General features: G+C 73.2%; 12 protein-coding genes. 4 read left to right on the top strand and 8 right to left on the bottom strand.

Annotation, left to right across the window (positions count from 1 at the left end; translation table 11 throughout):
• Positions 1-35 precede the first annotated feature (35 nt).
• Positions 36-2114 (bottom strand): 3-hydroxyacyl-CoA dehydrogenase NAD-binding domain-containing protein, encoded by a 2079-nt coding sequence (locus tag ACLQ2R_RS33090; protein WP_425965307.1) that lies wholly within the window; start codon positions 2112-2114, stop codon positions 36-38.
• Positions 2111-3310 (bottom strand): thiolase family protein, encoded by a 1200-nt coding sequence (locus ACLQ2R_RS33085; RefSeq protein ID WP_425965305.1) that lies wholly within the window; start codon positions 3308-3310, stop codon positions 2111-2113. The genes ACLQ2R_RS33090 and ACLQ2R_RS33085 overlap by 4 nt, the downstream gene beginning before the upstream one ends.
• Positions 3311-3513: 203 nt before the next feature.
• Here ACLQ2R_RS33085 and ACLQ2R_RS33080 point away from each other — a divergent pair, with 203 nt between their 5' ends.
• Positions 3514-4506, top strand: a complete 993-nt coding sequence (locus ACLQ2R_RS33080) for a LacI family DNA-binding transcriptional regulator (RefSeq protein WP_425965303.1) — start codon at positions 3514-3516, stop codon at positions 4504-4506.
• 210 nt (positions 4507-4716) lie between these two features.
• Here the strand turns inward: ACLQ2R_RS33080 and ACLQ2R_RS33075 are convergent, their stop codons facing one another.
• From ACLQ2R_RS33075 to ACLQ2R_RS33060, 4 genes are all read right to left on the bottom strand, one after another.
• The gene (locus tag ACLQ2R_RS33075; RefSeq protein WP_425965301.1) at positions 4717-5460 is read right to left on the bottom strand and encodes a hypothetical protein; all 744 of its coding nucleotides are present in this window, start codon (positions 5458-5460) and stop codon (positions 4717-4719) included.
• A 159-nt stretch (positions 5461-5619) separates the two neighbouring features.
• Entirely contained in the window at positions 5620-6453 is an 834-nt protein-coding gene (locus tag ACLQ2R_RS33070) for a sugar phosphate isomerase/epimerase family protein (protein ID WP_425965299.1), read from the bottom strand.
• A 64-nt stretch (positions 6454-6517) separates the two neighbouring features.
• Positions 6518-7657 carry a dihydrodipicolinate synthase family protein gene (locus ACLQ2R_RS33065; RefSeq protein WP_425965297.1) on the bottom strand — a complete coding sequence of 380 codons (1140 nt, stop codon included), beginning with the start codon at positions 7655-7657 and terminating at the stop codon, positions 6518-6520.
• Positions 7657-8799, bottom strand: coding sequence for a Gfo/Idh/MocA family protein (locus ACLQ2R_RS33060; protein ID WP_425965295.1), 1143 nt, complete (start codon positions 8797-8799; stop codon positions 7657-7659). Before ACLQ2R_RS33060 ends, ACLQ2R_RS33065 begins: the two co-directional genes overlap by 1 nt.
• A 468-nt stretch (positions 8800-9267) precedes the next feature.
• Here ACLQ2R_RS33060 and ACLQ2R_RS33055 point away from each other — a divergent pair, with 468 nt between their 5' ends.
• Both ACLQ2R_RS33055 and ACLQ2R_RS33050 read left to right on the top strand, forming a co-directional pair.
• Positions 9268-9900 carry an HNH endonuclease family protein gene (locus tag ACLQ2R_RS33055; protein WP_386244913.1) on the top strand — a complete coding sequence of 211 codons (633 nt, stop codon included), beginning with the start codon at positions 9268-9270 and terminating at the stop codon, positions 9898-9900.
• A gap of 306 nt (positions 9901-10206) precedes the next feature.
• Positions 10207-10683 (top strand): ATP-binding protein, encoded by a 477-nt coding sequence (locus ACLQ2R_RS33050; RefSeq protein WP_425965293.1) that lies wholly within the window; start codon positions 10207-10209, stop codon positions 10681-10683.
• A gap of 107 nt (positions 10684-10790) precedes the next feature.
• Here the strand turns inward: ACLQ2R_RS33050 and ACLQ2R_RS33045 are convergent, their stop codons facing one another.
• Both ACLQ2R_RS33045 and ACLQ2R_RS33040 read right to left on the bottom strand, forming a co-directional pair.
• Entirely contained in the window at positions 10791-12017 is a 1227-nt protein-coding gene (locus tag ACLQ2R_RS33045) for an HRDC domain-containing protein (protein WP_425965291.1), read from the bottom strand.
• Positions 12014-12610, bottom strand: a complete 597-nt coding sequence (locus tag ACLQ2R_RS33040; protein ID WP_425965289.1) for a DUF3000 domain-containing protein — start codon at positions 12608-12610, stop codon at positions 12014-12016. Before ACLQ2R_RS33040 ends, ACLQ2R_RS33045 begins: the two co-directional genes overlap by 4 nt.
• A gap of 186 nt (positions 12611-12796) precedes the next feature.
• Between ACLQ2R_RS33040 and ACLQ2R_RS33035 the strand changes: the two genes are divergently transcribed.
• Positions 12797-12934, top strand: a complete 138-nt coding sequence (locus tag ACLQ2R_RS33035) for a hypothetical protein (RefSeq protein ID WP_425965287.1) — start codon at positions 12797-12799, stop codon at positions 12932-12934.
• The last annotated feature ends 8 nt before the right edge of the window (positions 12935-12942 follow it).

The following is a 12942-nucleotide window of genomic DNA, read 5'->3' as shown; positions in this document are numbered from 1 at the left end:
GGCGAGCCGCCCCCGTCCCGGACCGTCCGGTCAGGTCACCGCCCGGCGGGGACCGAGGCCACGCCCGCGGGCAGGAAGCGGGGTTCGGCGATGCCCTCCCGGTCCAGGTAGGGGGTGACGCCGCCCAGGTGGAACGGCCAGCCCGCGCCCAGGATCATGCACAGGTCGATGTCCTGCGCGGCCGAGACCACGCCCTCGTCGAGCATCAGGCGGATCTCCTCGGCCAGGGCCCGCAGCGCCCGCAGCCGGACCTCCCCGGCGGTCGAGGGGGAGGTGCCGCCCGAGAAGAGCGCCACCGCCTCGGGGTCCAGTGAGAAGTCCGGCGCGTACACGCCGGGTCTGCCCGAGGCGACCAGCCGGGCGAGGTTCTCCGACACCCCGTAGCGGCCGGGGAAGGCCTCGTGCATGGTCTCGGCGACGTGCAGCGCCACGGCGGGGCCGACGAGCTGCAGCAGCGCGAACGGGGTCATCGGCAGGCCGAGCCCGTCCAGCGCGTGGTCGGCGACCTCCAGCGGGGTGCCCTCGTCGACGGCGCCGATGACCTCGCCCATGAAGCGGGTCAGCAGCCGGTTGACCACGAACGCGGGAGCGTCCTTGACCAGCACGGACGACTTCCTCAGCGAGCGGCCGACGGCGAAGGCGGTGGCGAGCGCCGCGTCGCCGGTCCCGGCGCCCCGGACGATCTCCAGCAGCGGCATCACCGCGACCGGGTTGAAGAAGTGGAAGCCCACGACCCGCTCGGGACGCCGCAGCCCGGACGCCATCTCGGTGAGCGAGAGCGAGGAGGTGTTGGTGGCCAGCACGCACTCGTCGGAGACGACCCGCTCCACCTCGGCGAAGACCTGCTTCTTGACCTTCATGTCCTCGAACACCGCCTCGATGACGAAGTCGGCGTCGGCGAACGCGTCCTTGGTCAGCGAGCCGGTCACCAGGGCCCTGAGCCGGTTGGCCTCGTCGGCGGAGACGCGGCCCCTGACGAGCAGTCTGCCGATCTCGGCGTGGACGTGGCCGACGCCCCGGTCCAGGCGCTCGCGGTCCAGGTCGGTGAGCACGACCGGCACCTGCAGGCGCCGGGCGAACAGCAGCGCCATCTGCGAGGCCATCAGGCCCGCGCCGACGACGCCGACCTTGGTCGCCGGGCGGGCCAGGGCCGCGTCCGGGGCTCCGGCGGGCTTCTTGGCCCGCCGCTGCACCAGGTCGAAGGAGTACAGGCCCGCGCGCAGCTCGTCGCCCATCAGGAGGTCGGCCAGCGCGCGGTCCTCGGCGGCGAAGCCCTCGTCGCGGGAGGCGGTGCGGGCCGCCTCGACGAGCTCCAGCGCCCGGTACGGGGCCGGGGAGGCGCCGTGCAGCCGGGCGTCGAGCAGGAAGCGGGCGTCGGCGACCGTCCGCGACCAGTCGGCCCCGGTGTGGTCGGCCCGGGAGACCGTCTCCTCGCCCCGCAGCACCCGGGCGGCCCAGCGCAGCGACTCCTCCAGGAAGTCGGCGGGCTCGAACATCGCGTCGGCCAGGCCGAGCGAGAACGCCTCCGCGCCCTTGACCGTGCGGTTCTGCGCGAGCGGGTTCTCCACGATGAGCCTGACGGCGGTGGCCGGGCCGGTCAGGCGGGGCAGCAGCCAGGTGCCGCCCCAGCCGGGGATCAGGCCGAGGAAGCACTCGGGCAGCGCCACGGCGGGCACCCCCGAGGAGATCGTCCGGTACGTGCAGTGCAGCGCGACCTCCAGGCCGCCGCCCATGGCCGCGCCGTTGACGAACGCGAACGAGGGCACGTCCAGCTCGCCGAGGCGGCGGAACACCTCGTGGCCCAGGCGGCCGATCGCCAGCGCCTGCTCCCGCTCGGAGATCAGCGCGGCGCCCTTGAGGTCGGCGCCGACGGCGAAGACGAACGGCTTGCCGACGACGCCCACGGCCGCGAGGTCGCCGCGCCCGGCGACCGCGTCCAGCGCCTCGCCCAGCGAGGCCAGCCCGGCAGGGCCGAACGTGGAGGGTTTGGTGTGGTCGAAGCCGTTGTCCAGCGTGATCAGCGCCATGGTGCCGGCGCCGTGCGGCAGCTCCACGTCGCGGACGGTCGCGCGGGTGACGACCTCGTCGGTGAACAGGTCCCTGATGTCGCTCACTTCTCGCCCTCCCAGCCGAGGTTCTCCCAGATGACCGTTCCGCCCATGCCGAGGCCGACGCACATCGTGGTCACGCCGTAGCGGACGTCGGGGCGCTCGCCGAACTCGCGGGCGAGCTGCGTCATCAGGCGCACGCCCGAGGAGGCCAGCGGGTGGCCGAAGGCGATGGCGCCGCCGCAGGGGTTCACGCGGGGGTCGTCGTCGGCGATGCCGAAGTGCTCCAGGAACGCCAGCACCTGCACGGCGAACGCCTCGTTGATCTCGAACAATCCGAGGTCGGAGACCGACAGGCCGGCCAGCCGCAGGGCCCGCTCGGTGGAGGGGATCGGCCCGACGCCCATGACCTCGGGGTCCACGCCGGCGAAGGCGTACGAGACCAGGCGCATCTTCGCGGTCAGGCCGAGCTCGGCCGCGACGTCGGCGGCGGCCACGATGCAGCCGGTGGCGCCGTCGTTGATGCCGGAGGCGTTGCCCGCCGTGACCCGGCCGTGCGAGCGGAACGGGGTCTTCAGGCCGGCCAGGCCCTCCAGCGTGGTGCCGGGGCGGGGGGCCTCGTCGGCCGTGGCCAGGCCCCAGCCCCTCTCGGCGGACCTGACCGCCATCGGGACCAGGTCCCGCTGGATCCTGCCGTCGGCGTAGGCCTTGGCGACCTTCTCCTGTGAGGCGAGCGCGAAGGCGTCCGCGCGTTCCCTGGTGATGGAGGGGTAGCGGTCGTGCAGGTTCTCGGCGGTCATGCCCATGACGAGCGCGGAGGTGTCCACCAGGCGCTCGGCCAGGAATCGGGGGTTGGGGTCGACGCCCTCGCCCATGGGGTGGCGTCCCATGTGCTCGACGCCGCCGGCGATGGCGACGTCGTAGGCGCCGAAGGCGATGCCCCCGGCGACCGACGTCACCGCGGTCATCGCGCCGGCGCACATGCGGTCGATCGAGTAGCCGGGCACGCTCTTGGGCAGCCCGGCCAGGATCGCGGCCGAACGGCCCAGGGTCAGGCCCTGGTCGCCGATCTGCGTGGTGGCCGCGATGGCGACCTCGTCGACGCGCTCGGGGGGCAGATCAGGGTTACGCCGGATCAGCTCGCGGATGACACGGATCACCAGGTCGTCGGCGCGCGTGTCGGCGTACAGGCCCTTGGGGCCCGACCTGCCGAAGGGCGTGCGCACACCGTCGACGAACACGACGTCACGAGACGAAGGCACGGGGTTCGCTCCTCGTTGCTGGATGGGTTCCCCCACATGCTACTGGTCAGTAACAACGCTCGGCGCGGCCAGGCCCGGGCCCGATGGGTAGGTTGTCCCCGAGGATGCGCGCCGCTCCTCGGGCGCCGTCTCACCGGCATGTCCGGGATGCGAGACGGCTGCAGCTCTGGCAGACTTGGAAAACGCTTTCCTGGAGGTCGTCGGTGGTCACGCTTGAGGATGTCGCCCGGCACGCGGGCGTTTCGCTCGCCACGGCGTCGCGGGTGCTCAACGGCAGCACCCGTCAGGTGGGTGCGTCCCTGCGGGCCAAGGTGGAGCTGTCCGCCTCCCAGCTCGGCTACCGCACCAACGTGGCCGCGCAGACCCTCGCCCGGGGGGCCAGCAACGTGATCGGCCTGGTCGTGCACGACCTCATCGACCCCTACTTCGCCGCCATCGCCGACGGGGCCATGCGGGTCGCCGAGGGCCAGGGGCTCATGGTCATGATCGGCACCACGCACCGCGACCCGGCCCGGGAGATCGCCTACGTCTCGACGCTGAACGCCCAGCGGGTCCGCGCGGTGCTGCTCGTCGGCTCCCGGGTCGCCGACCCCGAGCCGACCCGCAGGCTCCGCGAGGAGCTCGACCGCTACCGGGAGACCGGCGGGCGGGTGGCCTGCGTGGGACAGGACCTGCTCGGCACCGACACGGTGGTGCCGGACAACCGCGCGGGTGCCGCCGCGCTGGCCAGGGCCCTGGCCGGGCTGGGGCACCGCACCTTCGCCGTCCTGGCCGGACCCGACTGGCTGCTCGCGCCCCGCGACAGGGTGGCCGGCTTCGTCGGCGCGCTGAGGGAGCTCGGCCTGCCCGAGCCCGTCGTGCTGTACGGCTCCTTCGACCGGGAGGGCGGTTACGCCGCCGCCACCCAGGTGACCGGGGTCACCTGCGTCTTCGCGGTCACCGACGTGATGGCGGTGGGCGCGCTGGCCTCGTTCAGGGACCGCGGCGTGCGCGTGCCCGAGGACGTCTCGGTGGCCGGTTTCGACGACATCTTCACCCTGCGGGACCTGGTCCCGGCGCTGTCCACCGTGCGGCTGCCGCTGCCCGGCATGGGCGCCCGCGCGGTCGAGCTGGCCATGGACACCGCGGGGGACGGCCGGGCGGAGACCGTGGCCGGCGAGGTCATCCTCCGCGAGAGCACCCGCGGCCTGGGCTGAGGACCCCGCACCGGGGTGAGGCGCCGGGTTCACCGGGCAGGGCTCACCGTGCGGCGCCCACCGGGCAGGGCTCACCGGGCAGAACTCACCGTGCGGCGCCCACCGGGCCGGGCTCACCGGGCCGTTCCGCCGCTCCGGGGTCACGGTGATCGGCCCGGCTCCCTGGCGGGATGGTCCGGGCCGGTCGTGCCGTCGGGGGGTGGAAGGCGGTCAGCGCATGCCGGCGATCGGGTTTCCCTGCTCGTTGACCGGCGGGACGGTGATCTGCCCGCGCAGCCAGCGGATCGTCCGGATGACCCCGTCGCCGTAGCCGGGGGAGTGCTGGCGTCCCCGGCCGAGCTGCCGGGACACGTCCTCGGCCGCGGTCTCCTCCATGCCGAGGTTGAGCCCGGTCGGCCCGTGGATGGGACGGGGCGTGTTGCGGACCGGGGACTTGCGGCGCGTGCCCAGGACCCACTCGCACACGGCGACGGTCCCCGAGCACCACTCCTTCTCCCACTCGCCCGCCGCGCCGGGCATGCCCGTCCTGGCCAGTTCGGCGATCCGGCTGATCTCGGCCTCGGTGCGCAGGATGACCCCGCGCCCGCCGACCAGGTGCCCGTGCCCCTCCGAGGAACGGCGGCCGGGGATCGGCAGGCCGTCCTTGGCGCCGATCAGCCAGTTCAGGGTGCTGATGACCCCGTCGGCCGGAACGACCCGGCCCTCACGGGGCACCCGCTCGGCGGCGTCGATCTCAGCGCGGGCCTCGGCGAGGCTGGGCGGGCCGGAGCTGGGCCGTCCACTGATCGGCGCCTGCTCACGCTTGCCCAGGGCCCAGAGGATCGCCTCTCCCTGTCCTGAGGGGGCCGAGTCGGGATTGGCCGCCTCCCACTCCATGATGGCCTCCAACACGGCCAGTACGTGTTCCGGCGGCCGCTGTACGGCGGGGCTGGCTTCGCTCTCTGCGGTCGTCATACCCCTACCGTACGAGTACCGGCCTCGTCACTCCAACGTGAAGCCCCGATCCGGGCCCCGCGAACCCGTTTTCCCCCCTCCCTGGAACGGTCCCCGCGCGCGTCCGCCCCTGGGACCGCCGCCGGCCCCGCGCGGGGGACGGCGGCGGAAAAGACCCTGTCAGAGGCCGATGAGCTCGTCGAAGGCGGTCCTCACCCTGGCCAGGACCTCGTCGGGGTCGGCGGCCCACACGTCGGCGTTGAAGATCTCCACTTCGACGTCCCCGGTGTAGCCCGCCGCGGTCACCGCCGCGGTCAGCGGGGCGAAGTCGATCACCCCGTCGCCCATGACCCCCCGGCCGAGCAGCGCGTCGGCCGGGAGCGGCGACAGGAAGTCGCACACCTGGTAGCTCGCGATCCGGCCCGCGGCCCTGGCGATCTGGCCGAGGACCTGCGGGTCCCACCAGACGTGGAAGGTGTCGACGACCACGCCCACCTGCTCGGCCGGGTGCCGCCCGGCCAGGTCGAGGGCCTGGCCGAGGGTGGACAGCACGGCCCGGTCGGCGCAGTACATCGGGTGCAGCGGCTCCAGGGCCAGCCGCACCCCCCGCTCGCCCGCGTACGGCGCCAGCTCGGCCAGCGCCTCGGCGACCCGCTCGCGGGCGGCGGGCAGGTCGCGGGAGATCGTGCCCAGCGGCTCGCCCGGCACCACGCCGGGCAGGCCGCCGACCACCATGACCAGGCAGGCGGCACCCAGCTCCGCGGCCTCGTCGATCGCCCTGCGGTTGTCGTCCAGGGCCTCGGGGGAGCCGGTGGTCAGGAAACCGCCCCGGCACAGCGACGACACCCGCAGGCCCGCGTCCGCGACGAGCTTGACGCTTCTGGCCAGCCCCTGCGCGGCCACGTCCTGCCGCCACAGGCCGACGGCCTCGACGCCGTGCCGCGCGCACCCGTCGATCACCTCGGCCACCGACCACCGCTTCGTGGTCCACTGGTTGATCGAGAAACGGCTCATCGCCACGCTCCCGCTCCGGGCGCCGGGGTGGGCGTCTCAGGTACGGCGGGTGCCGCGGAGGTCCTCACAGGCCGTTCACCGCCAGCAGGGAGCGCATCCGGGCGACCGCCATCTCCGGATCGGCCAGCAGGCCGGCCCGGTCGGCCAGGCGGAACACCTCGGCCAGGTGGGACAGCGAGCGGGCGGCCTGGGCCCCGTTGACCATGCAGAAGGCGTCCTGGTGGCCGTTCAGCCACGCCAGGAAGACGATGCCGGTCTTGTAGTTGTACGTGGGGGTCTCGAAGATCTTCCGCGAGAGCGGGACCGTGGGCTCCATGATCTCGTCGTAGCGGCCCAGGTCACCGGCGTCGAGCGCCTCCAGGGCCGCCGCCGCGGCCGGGGCGATCGCGTCGAAGACGCCCAGCAGCGCGTGACTGCCGGACCTGATCAGCGAGGGGTAGTTGAAGTCGTCGCCGGTGTAGAGCCTGACGCCCTCGGGGAGCGCCGCGCGCAGCGCGATCTCGTGCTCGGCGTCCAGCAGCGAGACCTTGACCCCGTCCACCTTGCCGGCGTGCTCGCCGATCAGCGCGAGGAACGACGCGGTGGCCTCGGCCACGTCCTTCGAACCCCAGTAGCCCGCCAGGTTCGGGTCGAACATCTCGCCCAGCCAGTGCAGGATCACCGGCCGGTCGGCCCGGGAGAGCAGCTCGCCGTAGACCCGGTGGTAGTCGTCGGCGTCCCGGGCCACCGCGGCCAGCTGCCGGCTCGCCATGACGATGACCCCGGCGCCCGCCTCCCTGACGGTCTCGATCTGCTCGGTGTAGGCGGCGGTGATCTCCTCCAGGGTCCTGGCGTGCGGGGCCTGGTCGGTGCCGGCGCCGCAGGCGACCAGCGTCGCCGGGTCACCGAGATCGGCGAACGCCTTCGCCTCGACGGCGCTGCGCCGGATCAGCTCGCGGGTGGCGGGCCAGTCCAGGCCCATGTTGCGCTGCGCGGTGTCCATGGCGTCGGCCACCCGCAGGCCGTGCGACCACAGGTGGTGGCGGAAGCGCAGGGTGGCGTCCCAGTCGACGGCGGCCGGGGAGCCGGGGGTGTTGTCGCCGAGCGGGTCGGCGACCACGTGCGCGGCGGCGTAGACGACGCGGGAGACGGCCGGACCGGCGGGCCTGGCCCAGGTCACCGGCTCGCGCAGGACGTGCTCCCCGCCGGGGAGGGCGATCCTCATCAGGGCTCCACCGTCAGGCGGCGTCCCTCGGCCGAGGAGCGCAGGCCGAGCTCGGCGAGGCGGACGCCGCGCGCGCCCGAGGCGAAGTCGTAGGGGAAGGGCGCGTCCTCGACCACGTGGCGCACGAACCGCTCCCACTGGATCTTGAAGCCGTTGTCGAACTCCGCGTTGTCGGGCACCTCCTGCCAGTCGTCCCTGAAGCGGGCGGTGACCGGCAGGTCGGGGTTCCAGACCGGCTTGGGGGTCGTGGCGCGGTGCTGGATCCGGCAGTCGCGCAGGCCCGCGACGGCGCTGCCGTGCGTGCCGTCCACCTGGAACTCCACCAGCTCGTCGCGGTTCACCCGGACGCTCCAGGAGGAGTTGATCTGCGCGACGATGCCGCCCTCCAGCTCGAAGATCCCGTAGGCGGCGTCGTCGGCGGTGGCGCGGTAGGTCTCGCCGTCCTCGTCCACCCGCTCCGGGATGTGGGTGGAGGCCTGGGCGTAGACCGACGTGATGCGGCCGAACAGGTTCTCCAGCACGTACGCCCAGTGCGGGAACATGTCCAGGACGATCCCGCCGCCGTCGGCGGCGCGGTAGTTCCACGAGGGGCGCTGGGCGGACTGCCAGTCGCCCTCGAACACCCAGTAGCCGAACTCGCCGCGCACCGACAGGATGCGGCCGAAGAAGCCGCCGTCGATCAGGCGCCTGAGCTTGAGCAGGCCGGGCAGGAAGAGCTTGTCCTGCACGACGCCGTTCTTCACGCCCCTGGCGGTGGCCGCCTCGGCCAGGGCCAGGGCGTCCTCGGAGGTCTCGGCGGTCGGCTTCTCCGCGTAGACGTGCTTGCCCGCCTCGATCGCCGCGAGCACGGCCTTCACCCGGGCCTGGGTGACCTGGGCGTCGAAGTAGATCAGGTTGGAGTCGTCGGCGAGGGCGGCGTCGAGGTCGGTGGTCCACTCGGCGATGTCGTGGTCCTTGGAGAGCCGCTCGAGTTTCTCCGCGTTCCGGCCCACCAGCACCGGCCTGAGCAGGACCCGTCCGCCGTCCGACAGCGGCACGCCGCCCTGCTCGTTGATCGCCAGAACCGATCGCACCAGATGCTGCCGATAACCCATGCGACCGGTGACACCGTTCATCACGACGCCGATGCTTTGCGGGGACATCTTCTCCGGACCTCCTATGGAAAGCGCTTTCCGGAACACCGTACGGCAGTGCCGGGGCCGCTGCAAGCGTTCCGCGGGGGGAGCGGGGTGTGATGTTCCTAACCGTCGATCCACGTCATGACGTGGTGTTCCATATCCCGGGACACCCCGGACTCCGCCTCCCTGGGGCGTCCGGTGCTCACCGGAAGGGATTTTCGTCGACATTTTCCCGTTTACCTGATTTTCACGGCGCGTTCTCAGGAAAAAGGGCCCGCGCGGCGCCGGTCGCCACCACGAGAGATCGCGGTCTCCGCAGATCACGGCATCGCGCCGGGAAATGCGAGGCAGGATCCGACCAATCGCCTCCTGACTACTCGTCAAACCATGACATTTGCTCATTTGTCATGACTTGAGACGTTCCGTCTGTCCTCCTCTCGCCCTGCCCAGACCCCCCGACTGGCCGAGGTGGAGCGACAGAAGGGGCAACTCGTGAAACGAGTCGTCACCGCGGTCTCGGCCGCCCTGATCACCGTCGTCCTGGCCTTCTCCCTGACTCCCGGGACGGCGGGGGCGACCCCGCCCAACATCCCCTCGGCGGCCACCGCCGCCACCCGCCTGGCCACGCTCACCGTCGCACCGGAGAGCAACCAGTCCTCCTACGACCGGTCCCTGTTCCCCCACTGGATCACGGTCAGCGGCGCCTGCAACACCCGCGAGACCGTGCTCAAGCGGGACGGCACGGGAGTCGTGGTGAACGCGAGCTGCGCGGCCACCTCCGGCAGGTGGTACTCCCCGTTCGACGGCGCCACCTGGACCGCCGCGAGCGACGTCGACATCGACCACATGGTGCCGCTCTCCGAGGCCTGGCGCTCCGGCGCCCACGCCTGGACCACCGCGCAGCGGCAGTCCTTCGCCAACGACCTGGGCGGGCCGGAGCTGTGGGCGGTCACCGACAACGTCAACCAGGCCAAGGGCGACCAGGACCCCTCGACGTGGCAGCCGCCGCTGGGCACCTTCCGCTGCACCTACGCCAGGGCGTGGATCCAGGTGAAGTTCTACTGGAAGCTGACCCTGCAGAGCTCGGAGAAGACCGCCCTGCAGAACATGCTCGCGACCTGCTGACCCGCTGACGCGCGGGTCTGCGACCGGCCGTTCCGTCCCCTCGTGAGGCAGGGGGCGGGGCGGCCGTTCCCATGTGCCCTCACCGGCGGCCGGCGAGGGCCTGGATCGCGTCGCGCCCGGCGGGCGATCCTCCCGTTCGCCGGGGAGACCGCGCGGAAGTCGCGCGGAAGTCGCGCGGAAGTCATGCGGAAATGCCTCCGCTGCGTGTCGCGACGAACGCTCAGGGTAGTCGTCGCTGTGGGGATTCCCGGCGGGGAGGGCCACCGAGACGGCGATTCATGACATCCAGGGTGGGGGGCTTCGATCATGGAGACGAGAAGGCTCGCGGAGATATTTCTCGACAACACTCATGAATCGGTACGGCAGGCGCGCCGGGAGGCACGCGAGATCCTCGGCGCGGACCACTCCCTGCTGGCGGACGTCGTCCAGGTGGTCTCCGAACTGCTGGCCAACGCCGTCGAGCACTCCGACCGGGGGCCGGTGGACGACCTGATCGGGCTCACCCTCACCGACAGCGCCGACTCCGTCCAGGTGGAGGTCTCCGACGCCGGTTCCGCCACCCGGGTGCCGCACATCCCCCGCGACCGGCCCCCGGGAGCCGGTCGCGGGCGCGGCCTGCTCATCGTGGACCGGATCTCGGGCGGGCGGTGGGGGACACGCGAGCACGGCCGGGGCCTGGGCCGCACCGTGTGGTGCGCCGTTCCCTACGCGAGCCCGGCGCCCCCGGGCACGGAGGCCGCGGAGACGGGACACCGCCTGCCGCGAGCGCTCACGGCGAGCTGAGCGGCGGGGCGACTCCCCCGGGTCCGCGCGGCCTCTCAGGCACACCCCTCGGGCCCGCCCCTTTGACGGCCTTCCCTTTCACGCCCGCCCTCTCGCACCCGCCCCTTTCACGCCTGTCCCTTGGTCTCCAGGCGGAGCAGGGCCTTGGCGATCGGGTGGGCGGTCAGCGAGATCTGCCACTCGCGGGCCCCCAGCTCGCGCAACCGGGCGGCGACGGCCTGGTCGTCGACGACCTCGGGGGGCTCCCACGTCAGGCGGCGTACCGCGTCGGGCTGGATGAGGTTCTCCGCGGGCATGTGGTGCTCGTCGGCGAGGGCGGCGACCACGGTCCTGGCGGCGGCGAGCCTGCGGGCGGCGACCGGGTCGCGGTCCATCCACCGGTTGGCCGGGGGCGGCCCGTCACCCTGCGCGCTGGGCTGGGGAAGCTCCGCGTCGGGCAGCGCGCGGGCGGTGGAGACGGCGGCCAGCCAGTCGCGCAGGTGCCGCCGGGCACTGCGGCCGGTGAACGGGGCGATGTCGGTGAGCGCCTTGGTGGTGCGCGGCAGCTCCAGGGCGGCGGTGACGATCGCCGCGTCCGGCAGCACCCTGCCGGGGGCCACGTCCGACTCGCGGGCCAGCTCGTCGCGGAGCGTCCACAGCTCCCTGACCACCGCCAGGCCGCGCAGCGAGCGGACCCGGTGGATGCCGGAGGTGCGCCGCCACGGGTCGGAGCGCGGGGCCGGGGTCCGGTGCGCCAGCACCGCGGCGAACTCCTCGCGCGCCCAGGCCAGCTTGCCGGTGGACTCCAGCTCCCCGTACAGCACGTCGCGCAGCTCGATCAGGACCTCGACGTCGAGCGCGGCGTAGCGCAGCCAGTCCTCCGGCAGCGGGCGGGTGGACCAGTCCGCGGCGGAGTGGCCCTTCTCCAGCCGCAGGCCCAGGACGTTCTCCACCATCAGGCCGAGCCCGACCCGCTCGTAGCCGAGCAACCGCCCGGCCAGCTCGGTGTCGAACAGCTCGCGAGGACGGAAACCCACCTCGGCCAGGCACGGCAGGTCCTGGGAGGCCGCGTGCAGCACCACCTCCGCGCCGGCCAGTGCCGCGTCGAGCTCCGACAGGTCGGGGCAGTGGATGGGGTCGATCAGGGCGCTGCCCGCGCCGGCCCGGCGCAGCTGGACGAGGTACGCCCGGCCGCTGTAGCGGTAACCGGAGGCGCGCTCGGCGTCCACGGCGACGGGGCCGGTGCCCTCGGCGAAGGCGCGCACCACGCGGGCGAGGGCCGCCTGGTCCTCGATGACGGGCGGGATCCCCTCGCGGGGCTCCAGCAGCGGAACTACGGTCGTCTCGTCGGTCACGTTCTGAAGGGCTCCGGATCCTCGCGACGGCGCGACGGCAGTGCCGCCACGTCAGGTGGCAGGGGTGGTATGCCCGCGGCGAGGCACATGAGGTCGCACCAGGCGGCGACGTGGCCGGAGAGGTCGTCCTGCAGCGGGGACCAGGACGCGCGCAGCTCCAGCTCGGTGGTCACCGGGTCCTCGGCCTTGTTGCCGAAGCCCTCGGAGACCGCCTTGGTGACGGTGCCTCCCGCGGCGGCGTAGCCGGCGTCGTGAGCGTCGAGCGACTCGGTGAGCCAGCTCCACGCGACGGGGCCGAGCAGCGGGTCCTCGGTGATCTCGGGCTCCATGTCGGCCCGCACGTAGGCGACGAGGCGGAACTGGCCCTCCCAGCCGCGCTGGCCGTCCGGGTCGAAGAGCACGATGAGGCGCCCGATCGCGAGCTCGTCGTCATCGCGATAGACCGAGGCGCCGATCGCGGCCGAGTACGGGGCCAGGCGCTGCGGTGCCGGGATGTCCTCCAGCTCGATCTCGGGTCTGACCTCCGCGGGGCGCATGCTCGCCACCGCACGCCGGAAGGCGGCGGGAGCGGGCGGCGCGTCACCGACGGTCATATCGGAAGCGTAGGTCGAAACTGATCGCATGGGGACCACTGGGGTGTGTGTAGGAGCCATGGGGACCGATCAAGCCGCTGTCGGCGGCCTGTGCGGGACGGGGGCGACCCCGCCGCTGTGAACTCCCGGGAGGGACGCGCCGGCGCGCCCGGTGCCGCGTGCCCCGCCGCGTACACGATGCGCACGGTGCCCGTCGTGCCCGCCGCGCGACCGTCCGGGCCGTTCGGGGGGCCCGCCCGGATGCCGGCCGCCGGGGCGGGAGCGTTGTTCGAGGACCCGCCCGCGAGCGCGGGAGGCACGGTGCTCACCGCGACGTTCGGGTGAACTCCACA

This window comes from Streptosporangium sp. DT93 (assembly GCF_049844535.1).
In the GTDB taxonomy this organism is placed as follows: Bacteria; Actinomycetota; Actinomycetes; order Streptosporangiales; family Streptosporangiaceae; genus Streptosporangium.
Note: the sequence above shows the minus strand (reverse complement) of the source record. Positions and strands in the feature narration are given on the sequence as shown.

Excerpts from the sequence above, each read along its gene's own strand:
- ACLQ2R_RS33050 (WP_425965293.1), top strand. The coding sequence starts at position 10,207 with ATGGAGACGAGAAGGCTCGCGGAGATATTTCTCGACAACACTCATGAA.
- ACLQ2R_RS33060 (WP_425965295.1), bottom strand. The coding sequence starts at position 8,799 with ATGTCCCCGCAAAGCATCGGCGTCGTGATGAACGGTGTCACCGGTCGC.
- ACLQ2R_RS33065 (WP_425965297.1), bottom strand. The coding sequence starts at position 7,657 with ATGAGGATCGCCCTCCCCGGCGGGGAGCACGTCCTGCGCGAGCCGGTG.
- ACLQ2R_RS33075 (WP_425965301.1), bottom strand. The coding sequence starts at position 5,460 with ATGACGACCGCAGAGAGCGAAGCCAGCCCCGCCGTACAGCGGCCGCCG.
- ACLQ2R_RS33040 (WP_425965289.1), bottom strand. The coding sequence starts at position 12,610 with ATGACCGTCGGTGACGCGCCGCCCGCTCCCGCCGCCTTCCGGCGTGCG.
- ACLQ2R_RS33070 (WP_425965299.1), bottom strand. The coding sequence starts at position 6,453 with ATGAGCCGTTTCTCGATCAACCAGTGGACCACGAAGCGGTGGTCGGTG.